Below are 15,201 nucleotides of genomic sequence, written 5' to 3' on the forward strand. Positions count from 1 at the left end.
GCTAGTCAACTCCATTCCTTTTTGATCGTCCTATTCTTCTTTTGAAGCCGCAGCTTCGTTTGTCACATCTTGATGTTTCTTCTTATTGATTTTATGAACAATAAACGTCCCGATAAATGCTAGGATAATAATTGCAAAGAATGCGACATGCGGAATTTCAATATGAGCAGCACTTAAGCCCATTTTGATAGCAATAATTCCAATGAGAATAAACGCTGTATTCTCAAGCTCTGGAATACGGTCAATGAGGACAAGGAATAACTGTGCCACTGTACGCATCATGAGAATTCCAAGCATTCCGCCTAATAGCAGAATCCATACTTCCTCAGATACAGCGAATGCCGCAAGAATACTGTCCACCGAGAAGGCAAGGTCCATAATTTCCACAGAAATAACAGTTGCCCAAAACACGCCAAATACACGAACCATCCAGCCTTCTTTTTTCAATTCCTTCGCTTCGTCATCGCCGTCACCTAACCAGAAGTGCTTAATGACAAGCCATGCTAAATATGCAGCTCCGAGGACCTTAATCCACCAGAACTTAATAAGCAGCATCCCTACGCCAATGAATAGAAAACGGAAGAAATAAGCGCCAATTAATCCGTAGGTTAATGCCTTTTTACGCTGCTTTTCTGGTAAATGTTTCACCATGACAGCTAATACAAGCGCGTTATCTGCTGATAACAATCCTTCAAGCACAACAAGGGTCCCAATGAGCCCCCAAGAGACAGGGTTTGTTAATACCTCTGCCCACATATGCCAATCAAAAAACGAGGCATACGTGTCCAACATATGTTTCAAAATATCCAACTGGTTTTCCTCCTATAAGTGTAGAAGTATCAGCAGGCTTTCGCCTGCTGTTATTCTTGACCGCTGTTTCTTTCTCACTTTGGAAAAGGCCCTCATATGAGTCATTGGCAGCGCCACTTGAATCGATTTGTTTCTATCGTTTACACTTCTAACCCATAATTTTGACAAAGAGCTGCAAGTCCGCCAGAGAATCCGCTTCCGATGGCGTTAAACTTCCAATCGCTTCCGTGGCGGTACAACTCACATACCACAACAGCTGTTTCAATTGAGAAGTCTTCCCCTAAATCAAAGCGAATCAATTCTTCCCCGCCCTCTTCATTTACAACACGAACAAACGCATTAGAGACTTGTCCAAAATTCTGGCTGCGTGTCTCTGCATCATGAATCGTAACTGTAATTCCGATACGATCAATGTTAGCAGGAATTTTTGAGAAATCAACGAGAATTTGCTCATCATCTCCATCTCCTTCGCCCGTCCGGTTATCACCTGTATGAGTGACACTGCCGCTTGGGTGCTGAAGGTTATTATAGAAGACAAAATCTGTGTCTTGCTGACAACGATTGTTTGCATCGACTAAGAAAGCCGAAGCGTCCAAATCAAATTCGGCTCCACCAGAATATTTATTCGTATCCCAGCCAAGACCGATCATCACTTTCGTCAGCCCTGGGTTGGTTTTTGTTAAATCGACACGTTGTCCTTTTGAAAGCTGAATCGCCATATTCGTACCTCTCCTGTCTTTGAAAATATGAAACTAGCCGTTACCCGATATCTAAACCGAAGTCCGTTGCAATGCGGGCAAGTCCGCCTTGATAGCCCGATCCGACAGCTGAGAATTTCCATTCCCCGCCATGACGGTATAATTCACCTACAATAATCGCTGTCTCGATGGAGAAGTCCTCTGCCAAATCGTAGCGAATGAGTTCTTCATTTGATGCCGCATTTAAAATACGCACATATGCGTTCGTTACTTGTCCGAAATTTTGACTGCGCGCTTCCGCATCATGAATCGTAATGACAAATGAAATCTTCTCAATACTCGCTGGTACAGCTGATAAGTCGATATTGACTTGCTCGTCATCTCCGTCTCCTTCACCAGTGCGGTTATCGCCTGTATGTACGACACTGCCGCCACCGCCAGTTGTTTGATTGTAAAAGACAAAATCCGATGGAGAGCTTGCCTTACCTGCTGCATCTAAAAGAAATACACTTGCGTCTAGATCAAAGTCATGTCCGCCGTCATACTTATTGACGTCCCAGCCAAGACCGACGACCACTTTTGTTAAACCTGGATTCGTTTTTGTTAAATCAATTTTTTGACCTTTCGCTAAAGAAATTCCCACTAGGAATCTCTCCCTTCTGATTAAATATAGTTTCTCGTAATATCGGCAAGCTTCGCATCATTTGTACCGTTTCCAACAGCCGCAAACTTCCAATCATTCTCATGACGATAAAGCTCTCCAACGATTAACGATGTTTTCCCTGCATACTCATCTTTTAAATTATATTTCACTAATTCTTGATTGTTTGAACGATCCACGATGCGAATGTACGCATTTTGAATCATACCAAAATGTTGATTTCTTCTTAGTGCATCATAGATGTTCACAACAAACACCAATTTATTCACATTGCCTGGCACCTTGCTCAAGTTGACGAGGACTTGTTCATCATCTCCGTCTCCTTCACCAGTCAGGTTGTCACCTGTATGCTCGACGCTGCCGCATTTGCTTTTCAAGTTGCCAAAATAAATCAAATCTTTATTTTCCGTAAACTTATCATTTTTCAGCATGAGCACTGAAGCATCACAATCAACATCAGCGCCGCCTCCGCCGCCAAACAGCTTTCCTAAAAATCCGCCGCCTTGTGATACAGGGTCCCAGCCAAGTCCAACAAGAATATTCGTTAGCCCTGCTTTGCCTTTTGTTAAATCAATACGTTGACCTTTTTCTAATGTAATCGCCAAATCAATCACTCCTCCAGCATAATAAAAATCTATTTATTAAGCGATGGACCCTATTAAAATTATCATACATGAAAATTCGACAAAATTCATGATATGACATTGGAGCCTCTTACTCTTTTTTCTATTTACTAGTATATACGATCTATGTTCAAGATAGGTTTCAAACAGATGATATTTTTTTAACGAAAGATCCATGTTGAAAATGGTTCATGTCGTAAATGAAGTGTTTCATGTGAAACATTGTCGAATGTTCCCGGTAAGCAGCTCTAGCTGAATGAACGAAGTGTAGGCATCATTTCACTTGGTTTTATATGTTGATATAGAAAATATAAAAGCTTGCGATCGAGAGATAAACCCTTTCGTTTCCTTCTATTCATGGATTTCTTTATACTTGAGATGAAGAACATTGACCGTGTCGATGAAAGGATGTTGATGATGCCATCACTTCACATATTAGATCAAGTCGCTATTCCTAAAGGTCAGACAGCCCAAGAGACATTGATTCACACAACGCAGCTGGCTCAGCTTGCGGAAACTCTTGGATATGAGCGTTATTGGTTTGCTGAACACCACAGCACAAGAGGGCTCGCTAGTACAGCACCTGAAATATTAATGGCACATATTGCTGCTCATACATCAACCTTACGTACCGGGTCTGGCGGCATTTTACTTCCGCAGTACAGCCCCTTTAAAGTAGCAGAGGTCACGCGGCAGCTTGAGGCTCTTTATCCTGGACGAATTGAAATCGGTGTCGGCAAATCTCCGGGCGGAATTGAAAGGACGAGACTGGCTTTGACGGACGGCGTGCATAAAGACCTGTCTCAGTTTGACCGCCAGCTGAAGGATCTTCTATATTACTTATCAGACAGCCTGCCTTCTGGGCACCCGCATGCAGGAGTCAAAGCTTCTCCGCTTGTCGATGCTCATCCGCCGGTTTGGCTGCTTGGTCTAGGAGAAAATAGTGCCATGCAGGCGGCGGAGCTTGGGATCAACTATATTTTTGGTCACTTTATCCACCCTGCACGCGGCAAACAAGCATTTGAGACGTACCGGTCTCACTTTTCTCCATCTGTCTTTTCTACGCAGCCGCACGCTATGTTTGCCGTTTTTGTCATCTGTGGTGAAACAGATGAAGAGGCTGACCGGATCGCCAGCAGTACAGATTTATGGCTGCTGCGTGTTGAAAAAGGACTGGACAGCCGCGTACCTTCTATAGAAGAAGCCAGTGCCTATCACTACACCACGCAGGAAAAGAAAAAAGTGTTACAAAACCGCAAGCGGATGATTGTCGGCTCAAAAGCAACGGTGAAAGAGCAATTACTTAGCTTGATGGATCGCTATCAAACGGATGACATCATGATTCTAAACAATTCTTTTGATCCGATAGAAAAACAGCGCTCCTTCAAACGAATCGCAGAATTATTTTGAAGCCAATCCCCTTGGCTTCTTTTTTTACATTGTCATAAAAAATGGGAAATGTAACATCAAGATGTCAAAATCCTTCCGTCTGTCATCTGATCGCAAATGTGTCTTCTAATCGTTAGCGAACTGTAAACGCATAAGGGGTGTACCTTTTATATAGTAGAGGTACATATTAAAGAATCGTTTACGACGCTAGAAGGAAGGAGATGACAGGCCATGAAAAAGAGACTCGATTGGGTCGATGCGGCTAAAGGAATCGGCATTCTGCTCGTGGTCATGGCGCATGTGCCCATTCCAGATTCGTTAAAGCAATTCATTTACTCTTTTCATATGCCGCTTTTCTTTTTACTATCAGGCATGATGTTTCGATCATCCTCACACCCTGCTCTGTCATTTATTCAGAAGAAAGCCAAGAGCTTACTCTTGCCCTATCTCTATTTCTCCATCATTACGTATGTTTTCTGGTTCTCCGTTACTCGGTTTTTTGCCTTTAAGGGACAAACGGATATTGATCCTTTCGTTCCGTTTACAGGTATTTTTATATCCAATGCAGATGAAGCTAGACTCACGCATAACCCAGCCATCTGGTTTTTAACGACGCTCTTTTTAGTGGAAATTATATTTTTCTTTATGCACCGTCTGACAAAAGGGAAACCTGCTGTCTTGATCTTACTGACCGTTCTTTGCGGAGGTGCTGGATATGCCTCTACATTGCTTTTAGACCAAAGTCTGCCTTGGAATGCCAATGTCGCCTTGACGGCTGTTGTGTTTTATTCAATTGGATTTTTGGCAAAGCAATGGTTTGTGGAATTAAAAACAGATCCAACCCTTCTTCTATGTACAGGTCTGCTTGTACTGACGGCTTACATGCAAAGCTTGAATTCACGGGTCGATATGCGCGTTAACGACTATGGCGATCTCTTTCTTTTCTATGCATGTGCACTGCTCGGTTCAGCTGCCGTGATTTATTTAAGCTTTAAATTCAAAACGTCCCCTATTTTGACGTATCTCGGACGAAATTCTATTGTTATTCTTGTCTTGCAGTTTGCCGGCATCGATATTATGAAAGCATTTGTTTATTATGGACTTGGCATCAATATTGCGGATACAGCGCAGCTCTCTTGGACACTCTTTTATACGATCGGGACTTTGCTGCTTATGGTGCCGTGTATCTCCTTCCTGAGCAAGTATCCGATGCTGCTCGGCAAACCAGCCAAAGCCGCACACCGCTACGAACAAAAAACATCCGCCGGCTGATCGGGCGGATGCTTTTTGTATTAATCATTGATTTGAGAAGGATAAAGCGTCATTCCTCCATCCACAAATAAGGTGGTGCCTGTGATATACAAAGCTTCCTTAGATACGAGGAATGCAGCGGCGGACCCAATCTCCTTCGGTTCGCCAAAGGCTCTCATCGGAATCTTTTCAAGCTGCTTTTGTTTTTTCTGTTCATCCTGCAAATCATCATTCGATTCGGTCGCCATTGTACCTGGAGCAATCGCATTGATCCGAATACCTGCTTCCGCATAATCAAGAGCCAGCGTCTTCGTCATCATATTCATTCCACCTTTGGAAGTGGAATAGTGAACATTGAACGGGCGCGGTATTTCCTGATGGACACTGGATATATTTAAAATGGACCCTTTGATGTCATGCTCCATCATATAGGCGATCGCAGCCTTTGCTCCTAAAAAGGCGCCTGTGATATTGACATCAATGACTTTTTGCCATTGTTCAAGCGTCATCTCATGCGGCATCGCTTCTTCGCCATTAAAGCCTGAATTATTAACGAACACATCTACTGTACCGAAATGCTCCAGTGCTGTATCCATGATGGCTTGAATTCCTTCCTCTTTGGAGACATTTGCGTGTACTTTCACCGCTTGACCTCCGCGCTGCTGAATGGCTTGTACCGTTTCTTCAGCACCATCTTCATCGCCTTTATAGTTTACAACCACATTCATTTGCTCTTGTCCAAATCGTAATGCGATGGCTTGTCCGATTCCTTTTGAAGAACCTGTGACAATGGCTGTTTTTCCTTTTAAATCTTGATACATCTTCATTTCCCCCAATCACGTGCTTCATCTTGTTGATACACAATGGTTACCCATTTTGAAAAAAAGAAAAACACAACCCTCTGCAATCGTTGACTAAGAGGATTGTGCTGTTCATCAAGCTAAAAGGTGTTATAGACATTTTCACATGTTTCACCGGTTGGCTGATAAAAGCAATGCGACTTATACCTTGCCACAAACGGCTGATTGTACCAAGTCGGTGGACAATTTCCAGGCGGTTTAAAATACCAAAGGCTGAATTTTGCCGGCCAAAATCGTTCTCCGTTAATATTCCTCCGCGCTAGTGCTTTTTCCGTTTCTCGTGCTCGTTGATAAAAATAACCATGCGTGACCGCTTCAAATGCATGCTCCTGATAAATCATTTGTGGAATCGTACGCAGCCCTTTAAAGTCAGAGCAGTTGGCACGCAACCGGTTGATGCCCACATTTCCTACGAGCAGCATCCCTTGCTTCCCTTCACCTTCTGCCTCCGCTCTCAGCAGTCTGGCCATTAGATCAATATCAGAGCTTGTCGCTCTTACCACTGCCATACATCCACCTCCATTTCGTTTCTCTTTTATTTTATGTGGTCTTTCTGTGTAGATGACTGCCATTTTGACGGGAAAAGACACATTCAGTGTCGAGAGCCTGTCTAAACACCTCAACATTTTGCTGGACATGAGTTCTCTGCCAACAACACACAAACCAAGTGATCATACACATAACAGGAAAAAACATTCATTACTATAGACTCATTTACAAGTCATAAAAATCCTTCTAATTGCTACACCTTCGTCAAAAACAGTCATTTGAACCTATTCAATAATCCGACTCAAAACCTTAAAATATAAAATGTTGAGTTTTTACAGGAGATATCACATCATAAATTACAAGTTTCTCCTCTCAACTTAGTGTCATTTTTACTACTTGAAGCTGTGCAGCCGTTGAAACGCACTGAAGTATTGACAGTACTTTCGCTTCATTCTACAGTAAAAAACATACAGTATTTTTCTTTTTGTGCAAAAAGAACGATATGAACTAAAGCTTTCCAATGAAATTCATCATAAACCCGAGGAGGAAAACATGTCATGTTTAAAAAGAAATTATCCCTGTTTCTTCTGATCTTGTGTGTAACTGTTGTCGCTGCTGCTTGTAGTGGTGGAAAAGAAAAATCAGCTACGAAAGAAAAAGATACAAAATCCCTTGATGCAGCAGAGGTAAAGGTAGAAAGCGCTGAGTACACGTTACCACCTCAATACGATACATCTGTACAGGATGATCAGTATGTACTAAAAGTGAACGTATCTGTAAAAAATATCAGCAAAGAGCCTCTAAATGTTGATAAAAGCAACTTCACGCTTTACCAAGATGATGCACAGGTGTCTACGATCTCTCCAGATGACTACAACGAAGTATTATCTTCAAGCTCTCTAAATGCAGACAAAGTATTAAAAGGCGGTCTTTTCTATGTTGTTGACAAAGACAAAGACTATCAGCTTGTGTACACAGAGCCAGGCAGTGGTTCTAAAAAAGATGACAAAACACTAGAGTTCGATATTAAAGGTAAAGACTTAATGAAAAAAGCAGATACACTTCAAGCATCTGCAAAAGCCCTTTCTTCTTATATTGATGTGATGATTTTTGGTAAGAATAACGACGAGTTCGAAAAACTAACAGGTGATAACAAATCAACCGTTATCAACGAATTTGATAAATCATTCAAACAAGGCTACATTACGTCATCAGGTATTTCTTCTAGCTCAGCGAAGGATGAAAACCTTGATAAGCTTCTAAAAGCCGTGAAAGAAACATTAGCTGAAAAATCAAAAGTATCAACAAAAACAAAAGCCATCAGTGGTGATAAAGCCGTTGTGACTGTGACCCTTACACCAATTGATGCAAGCCCGCTTGTCGATCGTTTAAAAGAAAAGGCGACTGAGTTCTACAGCAAAAACCGTACAGCGTCTTATGATGAAGCACAAAAATATTTACTCTCGATCTACCCAGAAGAGTTCAAAAAATTAGGACCTTCATCTTCTGAAGAAACAGTAGAAGTCAACATGAAGAAAAATGACATCGACCAATGGAAACTTGATTTGAACGATTACAAAACAAGCTCATTAGTTGAAAAATTCATCAAGAACTAAGGAAAAACCCCCGATTCGGGGGTTTTTCTTATCGTTTTTCGTTTGATCCCTATATTTAATTCCGAATTACAGCCAAGAAAGTAAGATACGGTCTATTACGAAGGATTTTCTTTTGCCGCTTCATACTCTTTTATCACCTCAATAGGATCAACAGCATCCTCCTCTTGTGCGTATTCCTCTACATAAGGATCCATTAATTTCTCAAACTTTTGTTCGTCGTCTACTAAAGCAATATACGTTTCATATCCTTCATAATCGGATGGATATAAATGTGCAACGGAACTGCCCGTTTCTAACGCTTCATCTATTGCTTTTCTTAATTCCAATAACCCTTTCCTGTTCCCCAAAATAAACGCTTCAAAATGGTGTGTTTGTTGAGCATATATATTACATAACTCTAGCACATCATCGTCATCTGTTTGATAAGACATACACCAATCACCTCTTTAATCAAATTAGGATAATAATGTAAGTTCTCTTCTATTATGCCATTTCTTTAACCCGATCGTGAACCTCTTTTATATGAATCTCTGGATATAAAAAAACTTGTAGAATAATCTACAAGTTTTACTTTCTTTATTTCGCAAGCATCCACTTTTCTTTCATAAACAAGCTTCTCACGATGACAAACAAGATGACGACTGCGAGGGCCGAGGAGCCGAGTGTCAGAGTGATGGACATCGGATCGATGATGCCAAACATCAATTGCTTACACAATGCATGAATATTAAGGAATGGGACAGCAAAGTAGTACGTATCTAGCTGCGTAGCACCTGCTCTCATGGTAAAGAACATTGGGATCACACCTAATGTAATGATCATGGACATGTACGATTGCGCTTCTTTGACTGAGCTTGAAACGACACTGAGTAGCAGTTCAATCATCGATACCATGAATGAGAAGATGATAAGCGCCGCAAACATGACGGCGATAATGCTCCACATTTGATCACCAAAGTTCAGTGCTTGTTTTAGCTTTTCTGTAAAGAGCAGCGTGGATAAAAGCAGCATGCCGATCGCCACAATTCCACTTAAAATTCCGAACATGGAGACAGCAAGCCATTTTCCTATGAGAATATGAAGTCTGCTGGCAGGTGTCAGGAACAACGCTTCAATCGATTTTCGGTCTTTTTCACCCGCTACAATATCAAGCGCAGCTGGCAAAGCTCCTGAGATAACGGAGGTCACCAAAATCATCGGAAGGAGAATCGACAAAAGCATAGCGGTCATTCCATTTTCCCCTTCATCGCCTTCTTCTACATCAACGGCCTGCACCTGAAATGGATGAATAACAGACGTATTAATTTGATCAGCTGCTAAACGCTTTTCTACGACTTGGTTTTGATACTGCTCCAGTAAGGATTGCAGCATTTGAACCGTTATGACAGAATCATCATCTGTTGTGTACCCATGAATTTTAATCGCAAATGATTTTTGATGCTGAAGCATGTCGTCAGCCTCTTTCGGCATTTCCAGGTAAGCATTCGCCTTCCCTTCTTTGACAGCTTGCTGCGGGTCATCAAATGTTTCAAGCGTGAGGTTTTTGACCTCTTTGATCATTTGATTCATTTCGGTTGGAAGCTTTTCATTCACTGCGACCGTATAGGTTTCATCCCCTGGATCTGCAATCATGCTTTCATAAAAGAACACCAGTCCAAGCATCGTCAAAAGAGGAATCAGCACTGTTAAGAGTAAGGTTTTTCGGTCCCTGAGTGCATCTGTCATTTCTTTTAAAAATACGGTTTTCCACATTATGAAATCCCCCTAGCGAGCTTCGACATAAAGATATAGTTCAAGTCATCACTTTGTTCCTGTGTATATAATTCTGGAAGTGTTCCTTTGTACACAAGCTCTCCTTGATGAATCATCATGACACTGTCACAAAGCTGGCTGACTTCTTCCATGATGTGGCTTGAAAAAAGGATGGTTTTATTTTGCTGCTTGAGCTGATGAATAAAATCTCTGAAAATATTACTTGATGTGATATCTAAGCCTGTTGTCGGCTCATCAAATAAAATAATGTCAGGATCATGAATCAAGGTTCTAGCAATCGCCACCTTTTGTTTCATTCCTCTTGAGAATCCTTTCACCTTGCGATCCATATATTGTCTCATCCCAAAACGCTTTGCCAGATCCTCTATTCTTGCTTTGATTTCATGCTGATCTAAGCCATATAATTTGCCAAAGTATTCAAGGTTTTCTCGTGCCGTCAAACGATCGTAAAGCCCTGTCTCACCGCCAAACAAAACACCAATTCGCTTTTTCACTTCAGTTGCTTCTTTCACCGTATCAAAGCCTGCGACAGTGACTGTTCCGTGCGTAGGCTCTAATAATGTGGCTACGGCGCGCAATAATGTGGTTTTTCCTGCACCATTTTCTCCTAAGATACCAACGACTTCCCCTTCCTTCACGGAGAACGTCATGTGTTTCATTGCTTTCACGACTTTTTTCTTATCTTTAAACCAGCAGCTGCAATCGCTGAGAGTAATCATTTGGTTCGCCCCTTTCAACTTTCTAAGTCTATGATAGAAAAAATAACGCTTCTCTGACATAAAAATGTCGCGAAACGTCCTTTTTCTGTCTTGAAATGATCTATTTTAAAAAAACAAATGGTAAAATAGACAAATAATAAGAAGAGTCACAGGTGATTTTTATGATAAAAGTAGGTCTCGTTGATGATTACCGAGTAGATTTAGAAAAGCTGCATGCCATTGTGGGCAGAATGGAGGCTGTAGACATTGTCTTTGTCACGCAGTCAGCAGAGGATGCATATAAGAAGGTCAAACAGGGAGACATTGATCTGTTGTTCGCAGACATTGAAATGCCCGGAATGTCCGGTTATGAATTAGCGGATCTCATTCACTCTCACGCACTGAATGTCGATGTTGTATTTGTGACAGGAAACAGTGGATATGCGGTCCATGCGTTTGATTTAAATGTTCATGATTATATTATGAAGCCCTACCAAGCCGATCGAATTGCCAAATCCTTAGATCGCTATCTGTCCACCAAGCAGGAGAAAAGCATTCATGGACGGCTTCTCATTAAGCAGCAGTCAGATATTCATGTGTTGCAAAAGAAGGATGTCATTTTTGTTGAGCGAACAGGCCGGTCAACCACCATTGTCACAACAACAGGAGATATCCAGACATATCAGACATTAAACGAGTTAAAGGGCGATCTGGCTGAAAAAGATTTTATCCGCTCCCACCGATCGTTTATCATCAATATTCATTACATCAAGAACTTCTCGGCGTATGCCAAAAATTCGTTTATCGTGTCTTTTGAAGGTACGGATAAAAAAGCCATGATGACCAAGCAGCAATTAGAATACTTTAAGAAATACTATTTTTAAGGAGAACGAACGTGAACGATTTCTATCTTGGATTCCGCATGTATGCTCTCATATGGCTAGGTCTTGCATTTCACGCAGCTGTTGAAGCTTTTCTGCCGCTATCATCTGGGGTGCTGTGGCTCCTCACCTTTTGTGTGATTTGTCTTTATACATTCTTCATATACAAAAGGTTTTTGCCTCATGTGAGTGATTATGTGATGCTGGGCGCTTTTGTGCTCTTCACCTGTGCAGGTCTTTCCCTTTTTCTGACGCAAGGAAATGGGCTGAGCTCTCTTTTGGCTTTGATGATCATCATGACAGCAGATATCCTTTCATTGAAGATGATGCAGACGGAGAGACGGTTAAATGGACGGCTTCAAGAGCTGATCAACGCAGAATCAAGAACCAATGAATTGCTGCTTGAGCTGCGCAGTAAACATCATGAAACAGCTAGACATTTAAATGCCTTTTCCACGTCGAACGACGAACATGAGATCAAGGATTTGATTCAGCAATACGTGAAACATTTCCCATGGATTAAAGGAGAAAATGCTTATTTGGCCTCAACCTTGCACCCCTTTTTTGAGCGGGCTGAAAAAGAGGACATTGCCCTTTCACTAGACCTTCAAGCACCATTTTCATCGCTTCCCTTTTCTAAGGCGGATCAGGTTAGTTTTACTGGCAACCTGCTTGATAATGCCCTAGATGCGGCGATTGAAGCGAAGCAAGCCGGGAACGAGGGAAGCATCTCAATCACGACCTCTATTCGGAGCGGGCTCTTTTTAATCCATTGTGAGAACAGCACAAAAGGAATGGAAAAACACGTGTTAGACCATTTGTTCAAAACCTATGGCCGCTCGACAAAAGGCGGCGATCATCAAGGAATGGGGACGTATATCATTCATCAGCTTGTTGAAAAGGCAGACGGTACACTTGATTTCACTTACCGTTCTCCAAATTTGCGGCTCGTCATCAAAATCCCCCTCACGATGTCATAAAAAAAAGGTGCAGCTAGGCACCTTTTTTATGTTAAGAGAAAATGTGATCAATTTGATTGATTTCCTCTTTTGTTAATTGAACATCGTTTGTTTTTAAGTTTTGCAGAACTTGCTCAGCTCGTTTTGCACCTGGAATGATGGCGTCGATGCCTTCCTGCGCTAAAAGCCAAGCCAGTGCGACGTGTGCCGTTTCAGCGTTCTTTGATTGTGCAATTGCCTTCAGCTTGTCTACTTTTTCGAGGTTTTGAAGGAACGCCTCGCCTTGGAAAAGCGGGTCTTTTGCTCGAATATCATCAAATGTCGCATCCTTCGTAAATTTCCCAGTCAACAGGCCTGACGCCAACGGGAAATACGGAATAAAGGAAATACGATGCTCGACACAGTATGGGAGAAGATCCTGCTCTGCCTCACGTTTCAGCAGAGAATACTCCGACTGAAGCACGTCTAAGTAGCCATCTCGATTAAAGGCTTGAAGCTGTTCGAAATCAAGGTTTGATGCACCAATTGCCCTGATTTTTCCTTCATCCTTCAATTCCTTTAATGTGCCTGCTACTTCTTCCAGCGGCGTCCGGCCGTCCGGGAAATGCATATAGTATAAATCAATATAATCTGTTTGCAGTCGTTTCAGGCTATTTTCGACCTGCTCTCTTAAAAAGTCCCGGCTGTTATCCAGTTCAATTTGTCCGTTTACTTCTTTATGAGCCCCCTTTGTCGCAAGGACAAGGTTTTCTCTGCCGCCTCTTTTGGCAATGATCTCACCGATCAATTCCTCTGAACGGCCCAGCCCATAAATAAAAGCAGAATCTAAGAAATTGACTCCTTGATCAAGAGCCGTCTCCACAAGCTCTCGTCCGGCATCTTCACTCAGGTTCGGGAACAAATTATGTCCACCTACCGCATTCGTACCAAGCCCTATCGGATTCACCTGTAAATCAGTTCGTCCAAGCGTTACCTTTTTCAAAAGCTCATCTCCCTTATCCGCTTAATCATCCTTATTTTCCCATGAATCCTTTTCAACATTCAAGTATCCTGCTCTCTGAAAATTAACTGGGAGGTGGACGGTGAGAAAATAAATGGACATATAGTCATCTCTCTGAAAGCATTAACACCTCCACTTCAAAATTTTTACCTAAAAAACATTTAAAACCCATGATAAATCTATAAATTAATTCTTATTAACTAGTATATTAGACTTACAAAATTCCTTTTATTAAAGATGTTTGTGTAAATTTTTTTCAAAGATAGGGACTAAAACCTATTCCTCATCATGATCGAATTTCGATAGAATGAAAAGTGCAAATCGTCATAAGGAGATTTTCCCCTGTAACACCCGAATATACCATCCTATCTGTTTCTTTTTTCATAGTCAGATAGCGGGAATGAAATGACGAAAGAAAAGCAAAGGAGCATCAACTGTGAATCTAAAAAAAATAAGTGCACTCCTCATGATTTCATTCGTGATGATCATCTCTGCAGCCTGCCAGAGCTCAGCAAAATCAAGCAACACTGATCAAAAATCAACAAAAACAGCAGAGGTAAAAGTCAACAGCTACGAATATACGTTACCAGAAGACTCAACAACTACGCTAAGAGACAATGAATTGGTACTAAAAGTCAACCTGACGATTACAAACAAAGGTGACAAGGCTCTTTCATTATATAGCTCTGACTTCTCCCTTTATCAGGACGATGCCAAAGTAACTGATTTAAAATTTTACGGCAGTAAAGACCGTCTTGACCTCGGTTCATTGAACAAAGGCAAATCACAATCAGGTGCTCTTTATTTCCTAGTAGACAAAGGGAAAAAATATCAGTTCGTGTACCAAGACAGCATCAAGAAAAACAGTGATTCGATTGAAATCAACCTAGATGGAAACAAAATACTGGATACAGCGAAAAAGCTGGATAACCCTGCAAAGGCGCTATCCGCTTATACCGATATGATTGTCTTTGACAAAAAGAACGATCAGTTTGCAGATTTAACGGGTGACAACCAGTCAGATGTCGTCAATAAATACCACGACATGTTTGTGAAAGACTTCAAAAGAAGTGCCGGCATTTACGGAAATGAAGTAAGTGACCGTGATATTCTGTCTATGTACAAACGTATTCAAAACACCATGAAGGATAAAGCCAAAGTAGAAACAAGTGTAAAAACCATCTCTGATGACGAGGCGAAGGTTGTCGCTCAAGTAACAGGCCTTGATGCTTCTAACTTAAAAGACAAGCTAGACAAGCAAAGAGACGAGTTTTACAACGGCAAGATCCGCTCTAAAGAAGAATTGTATAAGAAAAGCTTAAACATGTACGCATCTGAATTCGAAAAGCTTCCTCCAGTCTCCAGCCCAGCTGAATACGAAGTGAAAATGAAACGTAACGGGGATGGTCAGTGGAAAATTGACCTCAACGATTATAATACATCGCAGTACATGAGCGGTTTTATTAAAACAAGATAATCATGAACTAAAAAAA

At 41.5% G+C, this 15,201-nt stretch carries 16 protein-coding genes; 6 read left to right on the top strand and 10 right to left on the bottom strand.

Annotated features, from left to right (window positions below):
- Positions 1-30 precede the first annotated feature (30 nt).
- The 4 genes from ACSSTM_RS10195 to ACSSTM_RS10210 form a co-directional block, all read right to left on the bottom strand.
- Positions 31-810 (bottom strand): TerC family protein, encoded by a 780-nt coding sequence (locus tag ACSSTM_RS10195; RefSeq protein ID WP_034664243.1) that lies wholly within the window; start codon positions 808-810, stop codon positions 31-33.
- Between the two features lie 140 nt (positions 811-950).
- A complete protein-coding gene (locus tag ACSSTM_RS10200; protein ID WP_034664245.1) occupies positions 951-1,529 on the bottom strand; it encodes a TerD family protein in 579 nt (192 codons plus the stop codon).
- Positions 1,530-1,569: 40 nt separating this feature from the next.
- The gene (locus tag ACSSTM_RS10205) at positions 1,570-2,151 is read right to left on the bottom strand and encodes a TerD family protein (protein WP_034664247.1); all 582 of its coding nucleotides are present in this window, start codon (positions 2,149-2,151) and stop codon (positions 1,570-1,572) included.
- A 20-nt stretch (positions 2,152-2,171) separates the two neighbouring features.
- Complete coding sequence (locus ACSSTM_RS10210; protein WP_034664249.1) at positions 2,172-2,774, bottom strand: TerD family protein; 603 nt, start codon at positions 2,772-2,774, stop codon at positions 2,172-2,174.
- 435 nt (positions 2,775-3,209) lie between these two features.
- On the opposite strand from ACSSTM_RS10210, the gene ACSSTM_RS10215 reads away from it, so the two are divergent.
- Complete coding sequence (locus ACSSTM_RS10215; RefSeq protein ID WP_437404159.1) at positions 3,210-4,202, top strand: LLM class flavin-dependent oxidoreductase; 993 nt, start codon at positions 3,210-3,212, stop codon at positions 4,200-4,202.
- Between the two features lie 210 nt (positions 4,203-4,412).
- Entirely contained in the window at positions 4,413-5,453 is a 1,041-nt protein-coding gene (locus tag ACSSTM_RS10220; protein WP_034664253.1) for an acyltransferase family protein, read from the top strand.
- Positions 5,454-5,473: 20 nt separating this feature from the next.
- On the opposite strand, the gene ACSSTM_RS10225 is transcribed toward ACSSTM_RS10220, so the two are convergent.
- Together ACSSTM_RS10225 and ACSSTM_RS10230 are read right to left on the bottom strand one after the other, a co-directional pair.
- Entirely contained in the window at positions 5,474-6,253 is a 780-nt protein-coding gene (locus ACSSTM_RS10225; protein ID WP_437404160.1) for a glucose 1-dehydrogenase, read from the bottom strand.
- A gap of 119 nt (positions 6,254-6,372) precedes the next feature.
- A complete protein-coding gene (locus ACSSTM_RS10230; protein ID WP_034664257.1) occupies positions 6,373-6,801 on the bottom strand; it encodes a cell wall hydrolase in 429 nt (142 codons plus the stop codon).
- Positions 6,802-7,338: 537 nt separating this feature from the next.
- Between ACSSTM_RS10230 and ACSSTM_RS10235 the strand changes: the two genes are divergently transcribed.
- Positions 7,339-8,397 carry a DUF4352 domain-containing protein gene (locus ACSSTM_RS10235; RefSeq protein WP_437404161.1) on the top strand — a complete coding sequence of 353 codons (1,059 nt, stop codon included), beginning with the start codon at positions 7,339-7,341 and terminating at the stop codon, positions 8,395-8,397.
- Positions 8,398-8,492: 95 nt separating this feature from the next.
- Here ACSSTM_RS10235 and ACSSTM_RS10240 read toward each other — a convergent pair whose 3' ends face one another.
- The 3 genes from ACSSTM_RS10240 to ACSSTM_RS10250 form a co-directional block, all read right to left on the bottom strand.
- Positions 8,493-8,828: a hypothetical protein gene (locus ACSSTM_RS10240; protein WP_034664261.1), complete on the bottom strand. Its 336-nt coding sequence runs from the start codon at positions 8,826-8,828 to the stop codon at positions 8,493-8,495.
- Between the two features lie 145 nt (positions 8,829-8,973).
- Complete coding sequence (locus tag ACSSTM_RS10245; RefSeq protein ID WP_034664263.1) at positions 8,974-10,149, bottom strand: ABC transporter permease; 1,176 nt, start codon at positions 10,147-10,149, stop codon at positions 8,974-8,976.
- Complete coding sequence (locus ACSSTM_RS10250) at positions 10,149-10,889, bottom strand: ATP-binding cassette domain-containing protein (protein WP_024427223.1); 741 nt, start codon at positions 10,887-10,889, stop codon at positions 10,149-10,151. Before ACSSTM_RS10250 ends, ACSSTM_RS10245 begins: the two co-directional genes overlap by 1 nt.
- Positions 10,890-11,050: 161 nt before the next feature.
- Here ACSSTM_RS10250 and ACSSTM_RS10255 point away from each other — a divergent pair, with 161 nt between their 5' ends.
- Both ACSSTM_RS10255 and ACSSTM_RS10260 read left to right on the top strand, forming a co-directional pair.
- A complete protein-coding gene (locus ACSSTM_RS10255) occupies positions 11,051-11,752 on the top strand; it encodes a LytR/AlgR family response regulator transcription factor (protein WP_034664265.1) in 702 nt (233 codons plus the stop codon).
- Positions 11,753-11,763: 11 nt separating this feature from the next.
- A complete protein-coding gene (locus ACSSTM_RS10260) occupies positions 11,764-12,729 on the top strand; it encodes a sensor histidine kinase (RefSeq protein WP_187704311.1) in 966 nt (321 codons plus the stop codon).
- Positions 12,730-12,760: 31 nt separating this feature from the next.
- Here ACSSTM_RS10260 and ACSSTM_RS10265 read toward each other — a convergent pair whose 3' ends face one another.
- Positions 12,761-13,690 (bottom strand): aldo/keto reductase, encoded by a 930-nt coding sequence (locus ACSSTM_RS10265; RefSeq protein WP_420735117.1) that lies wholly within the window; start codon positions 13,688-13,690, stop codon positions 12,761-12,763.
- A 454-nt stretch (positions 13,691-14,144) separates the two neighbouring features.
- On the opposite strand from ACSSTM_RS10265, the gene ACSSTM_RS10270 reads away from it, so the two are divergent.
- Entirely contained in the window at positions 14,145-15,185 is a 1,041-nt protein-coding gene (locus ACSSTM_RS10270) for a DUF4352 domain-containing protein (RefSeq protein WP_106038493.1), read from the top strand.
- The last annotated feature ends 16 nt before the right edge of the window (positions 15,186-15,201 follow it).

It is taken from the genome of Bacillus sp. RK1064 (assembly GCF_051488405.1).
Taxonomy (GTDB): Bacteria; Bacillota; Bacilli; order Bacillales; family Bacillaceae; genus Bacillus.

Excerpts from the sequence above, each read along its gene's own strand:
- ACSSTM_RS10200 (WP_034664245.1), bottom strand. The coding sequence starts at position 1,529 with ATGGCGATTCAGCTTTCAAAAGGACAACGTGTCGATTTAACAAAAACC.
- ACSSTM_RS10215 (WP_437404159.1), top strand. The coding sequence starts at position 3,210 with ATGCCATCACTTCACATATTAGATCAAGTCGCTATTCCTAAAGGTCAG.
- ACSSTM_RS10220 (WP_034664253.1), top strand. The coding sequence starts at position 4,413 with ATGAAAAAGAGACTCGATTGGGTCGATGCGGCTAAAGGAATCGGCATT.
- ACSSTM_RS10225 (WP_437404160.1), bottom strand. The coding sequence starts at position 6,253 with ATGTATCAAGATTTAAAAGGAAAAACAGCCATTGTCACAGGTTCTTCA.
- ACSSTM_RS10230 (WP_034664257.1), bottom strand. The coding sequence starts at position 6,801 with ATGGCAGTGGTAAGAGCGACAAGCTCTGATATTGATCTAATGGCCAGA.
- ACSSTM_RS10235 (WP_437404161.1), top strand. The coding sequence starts at position 7,339 with ATGTTTAAAAAGAAATTATCCCTGTTTCTTCTGATCTTGTGTGTAACT.
- ACSSTM_RS10240 (WP_034664261.1), bottom strand. The coding sequence starts at position 8,828 with ATGTCTTATCAAACAGATGACGATGATGTGCTAGAGTTATGTAATATA.
- ACSSTM_RS10245 (WP_034664263.1), bottom strand. The coding sequence starts at position 10,149 with ATGTGGAAAACCGTATTTTTAAAAGAAATGACAGATGCACTCAGGGAC.
- ACSSTM_RS10250 (WP_024427223.1), bottom strand. The coding sequence starts at position 10,889 with ATGATTACTCTCAGCGATTGCAGCTGCTGGTTTAAAGATAAGAAAAAA.
- ACSSTM_RS10255 (WP_034664265.1), top strand. The coding sequence starts at position 11,051 with ATGATAAAAGTAGGTCTCGTTGATGATTACCGAGTAGATTTAGAAAAG.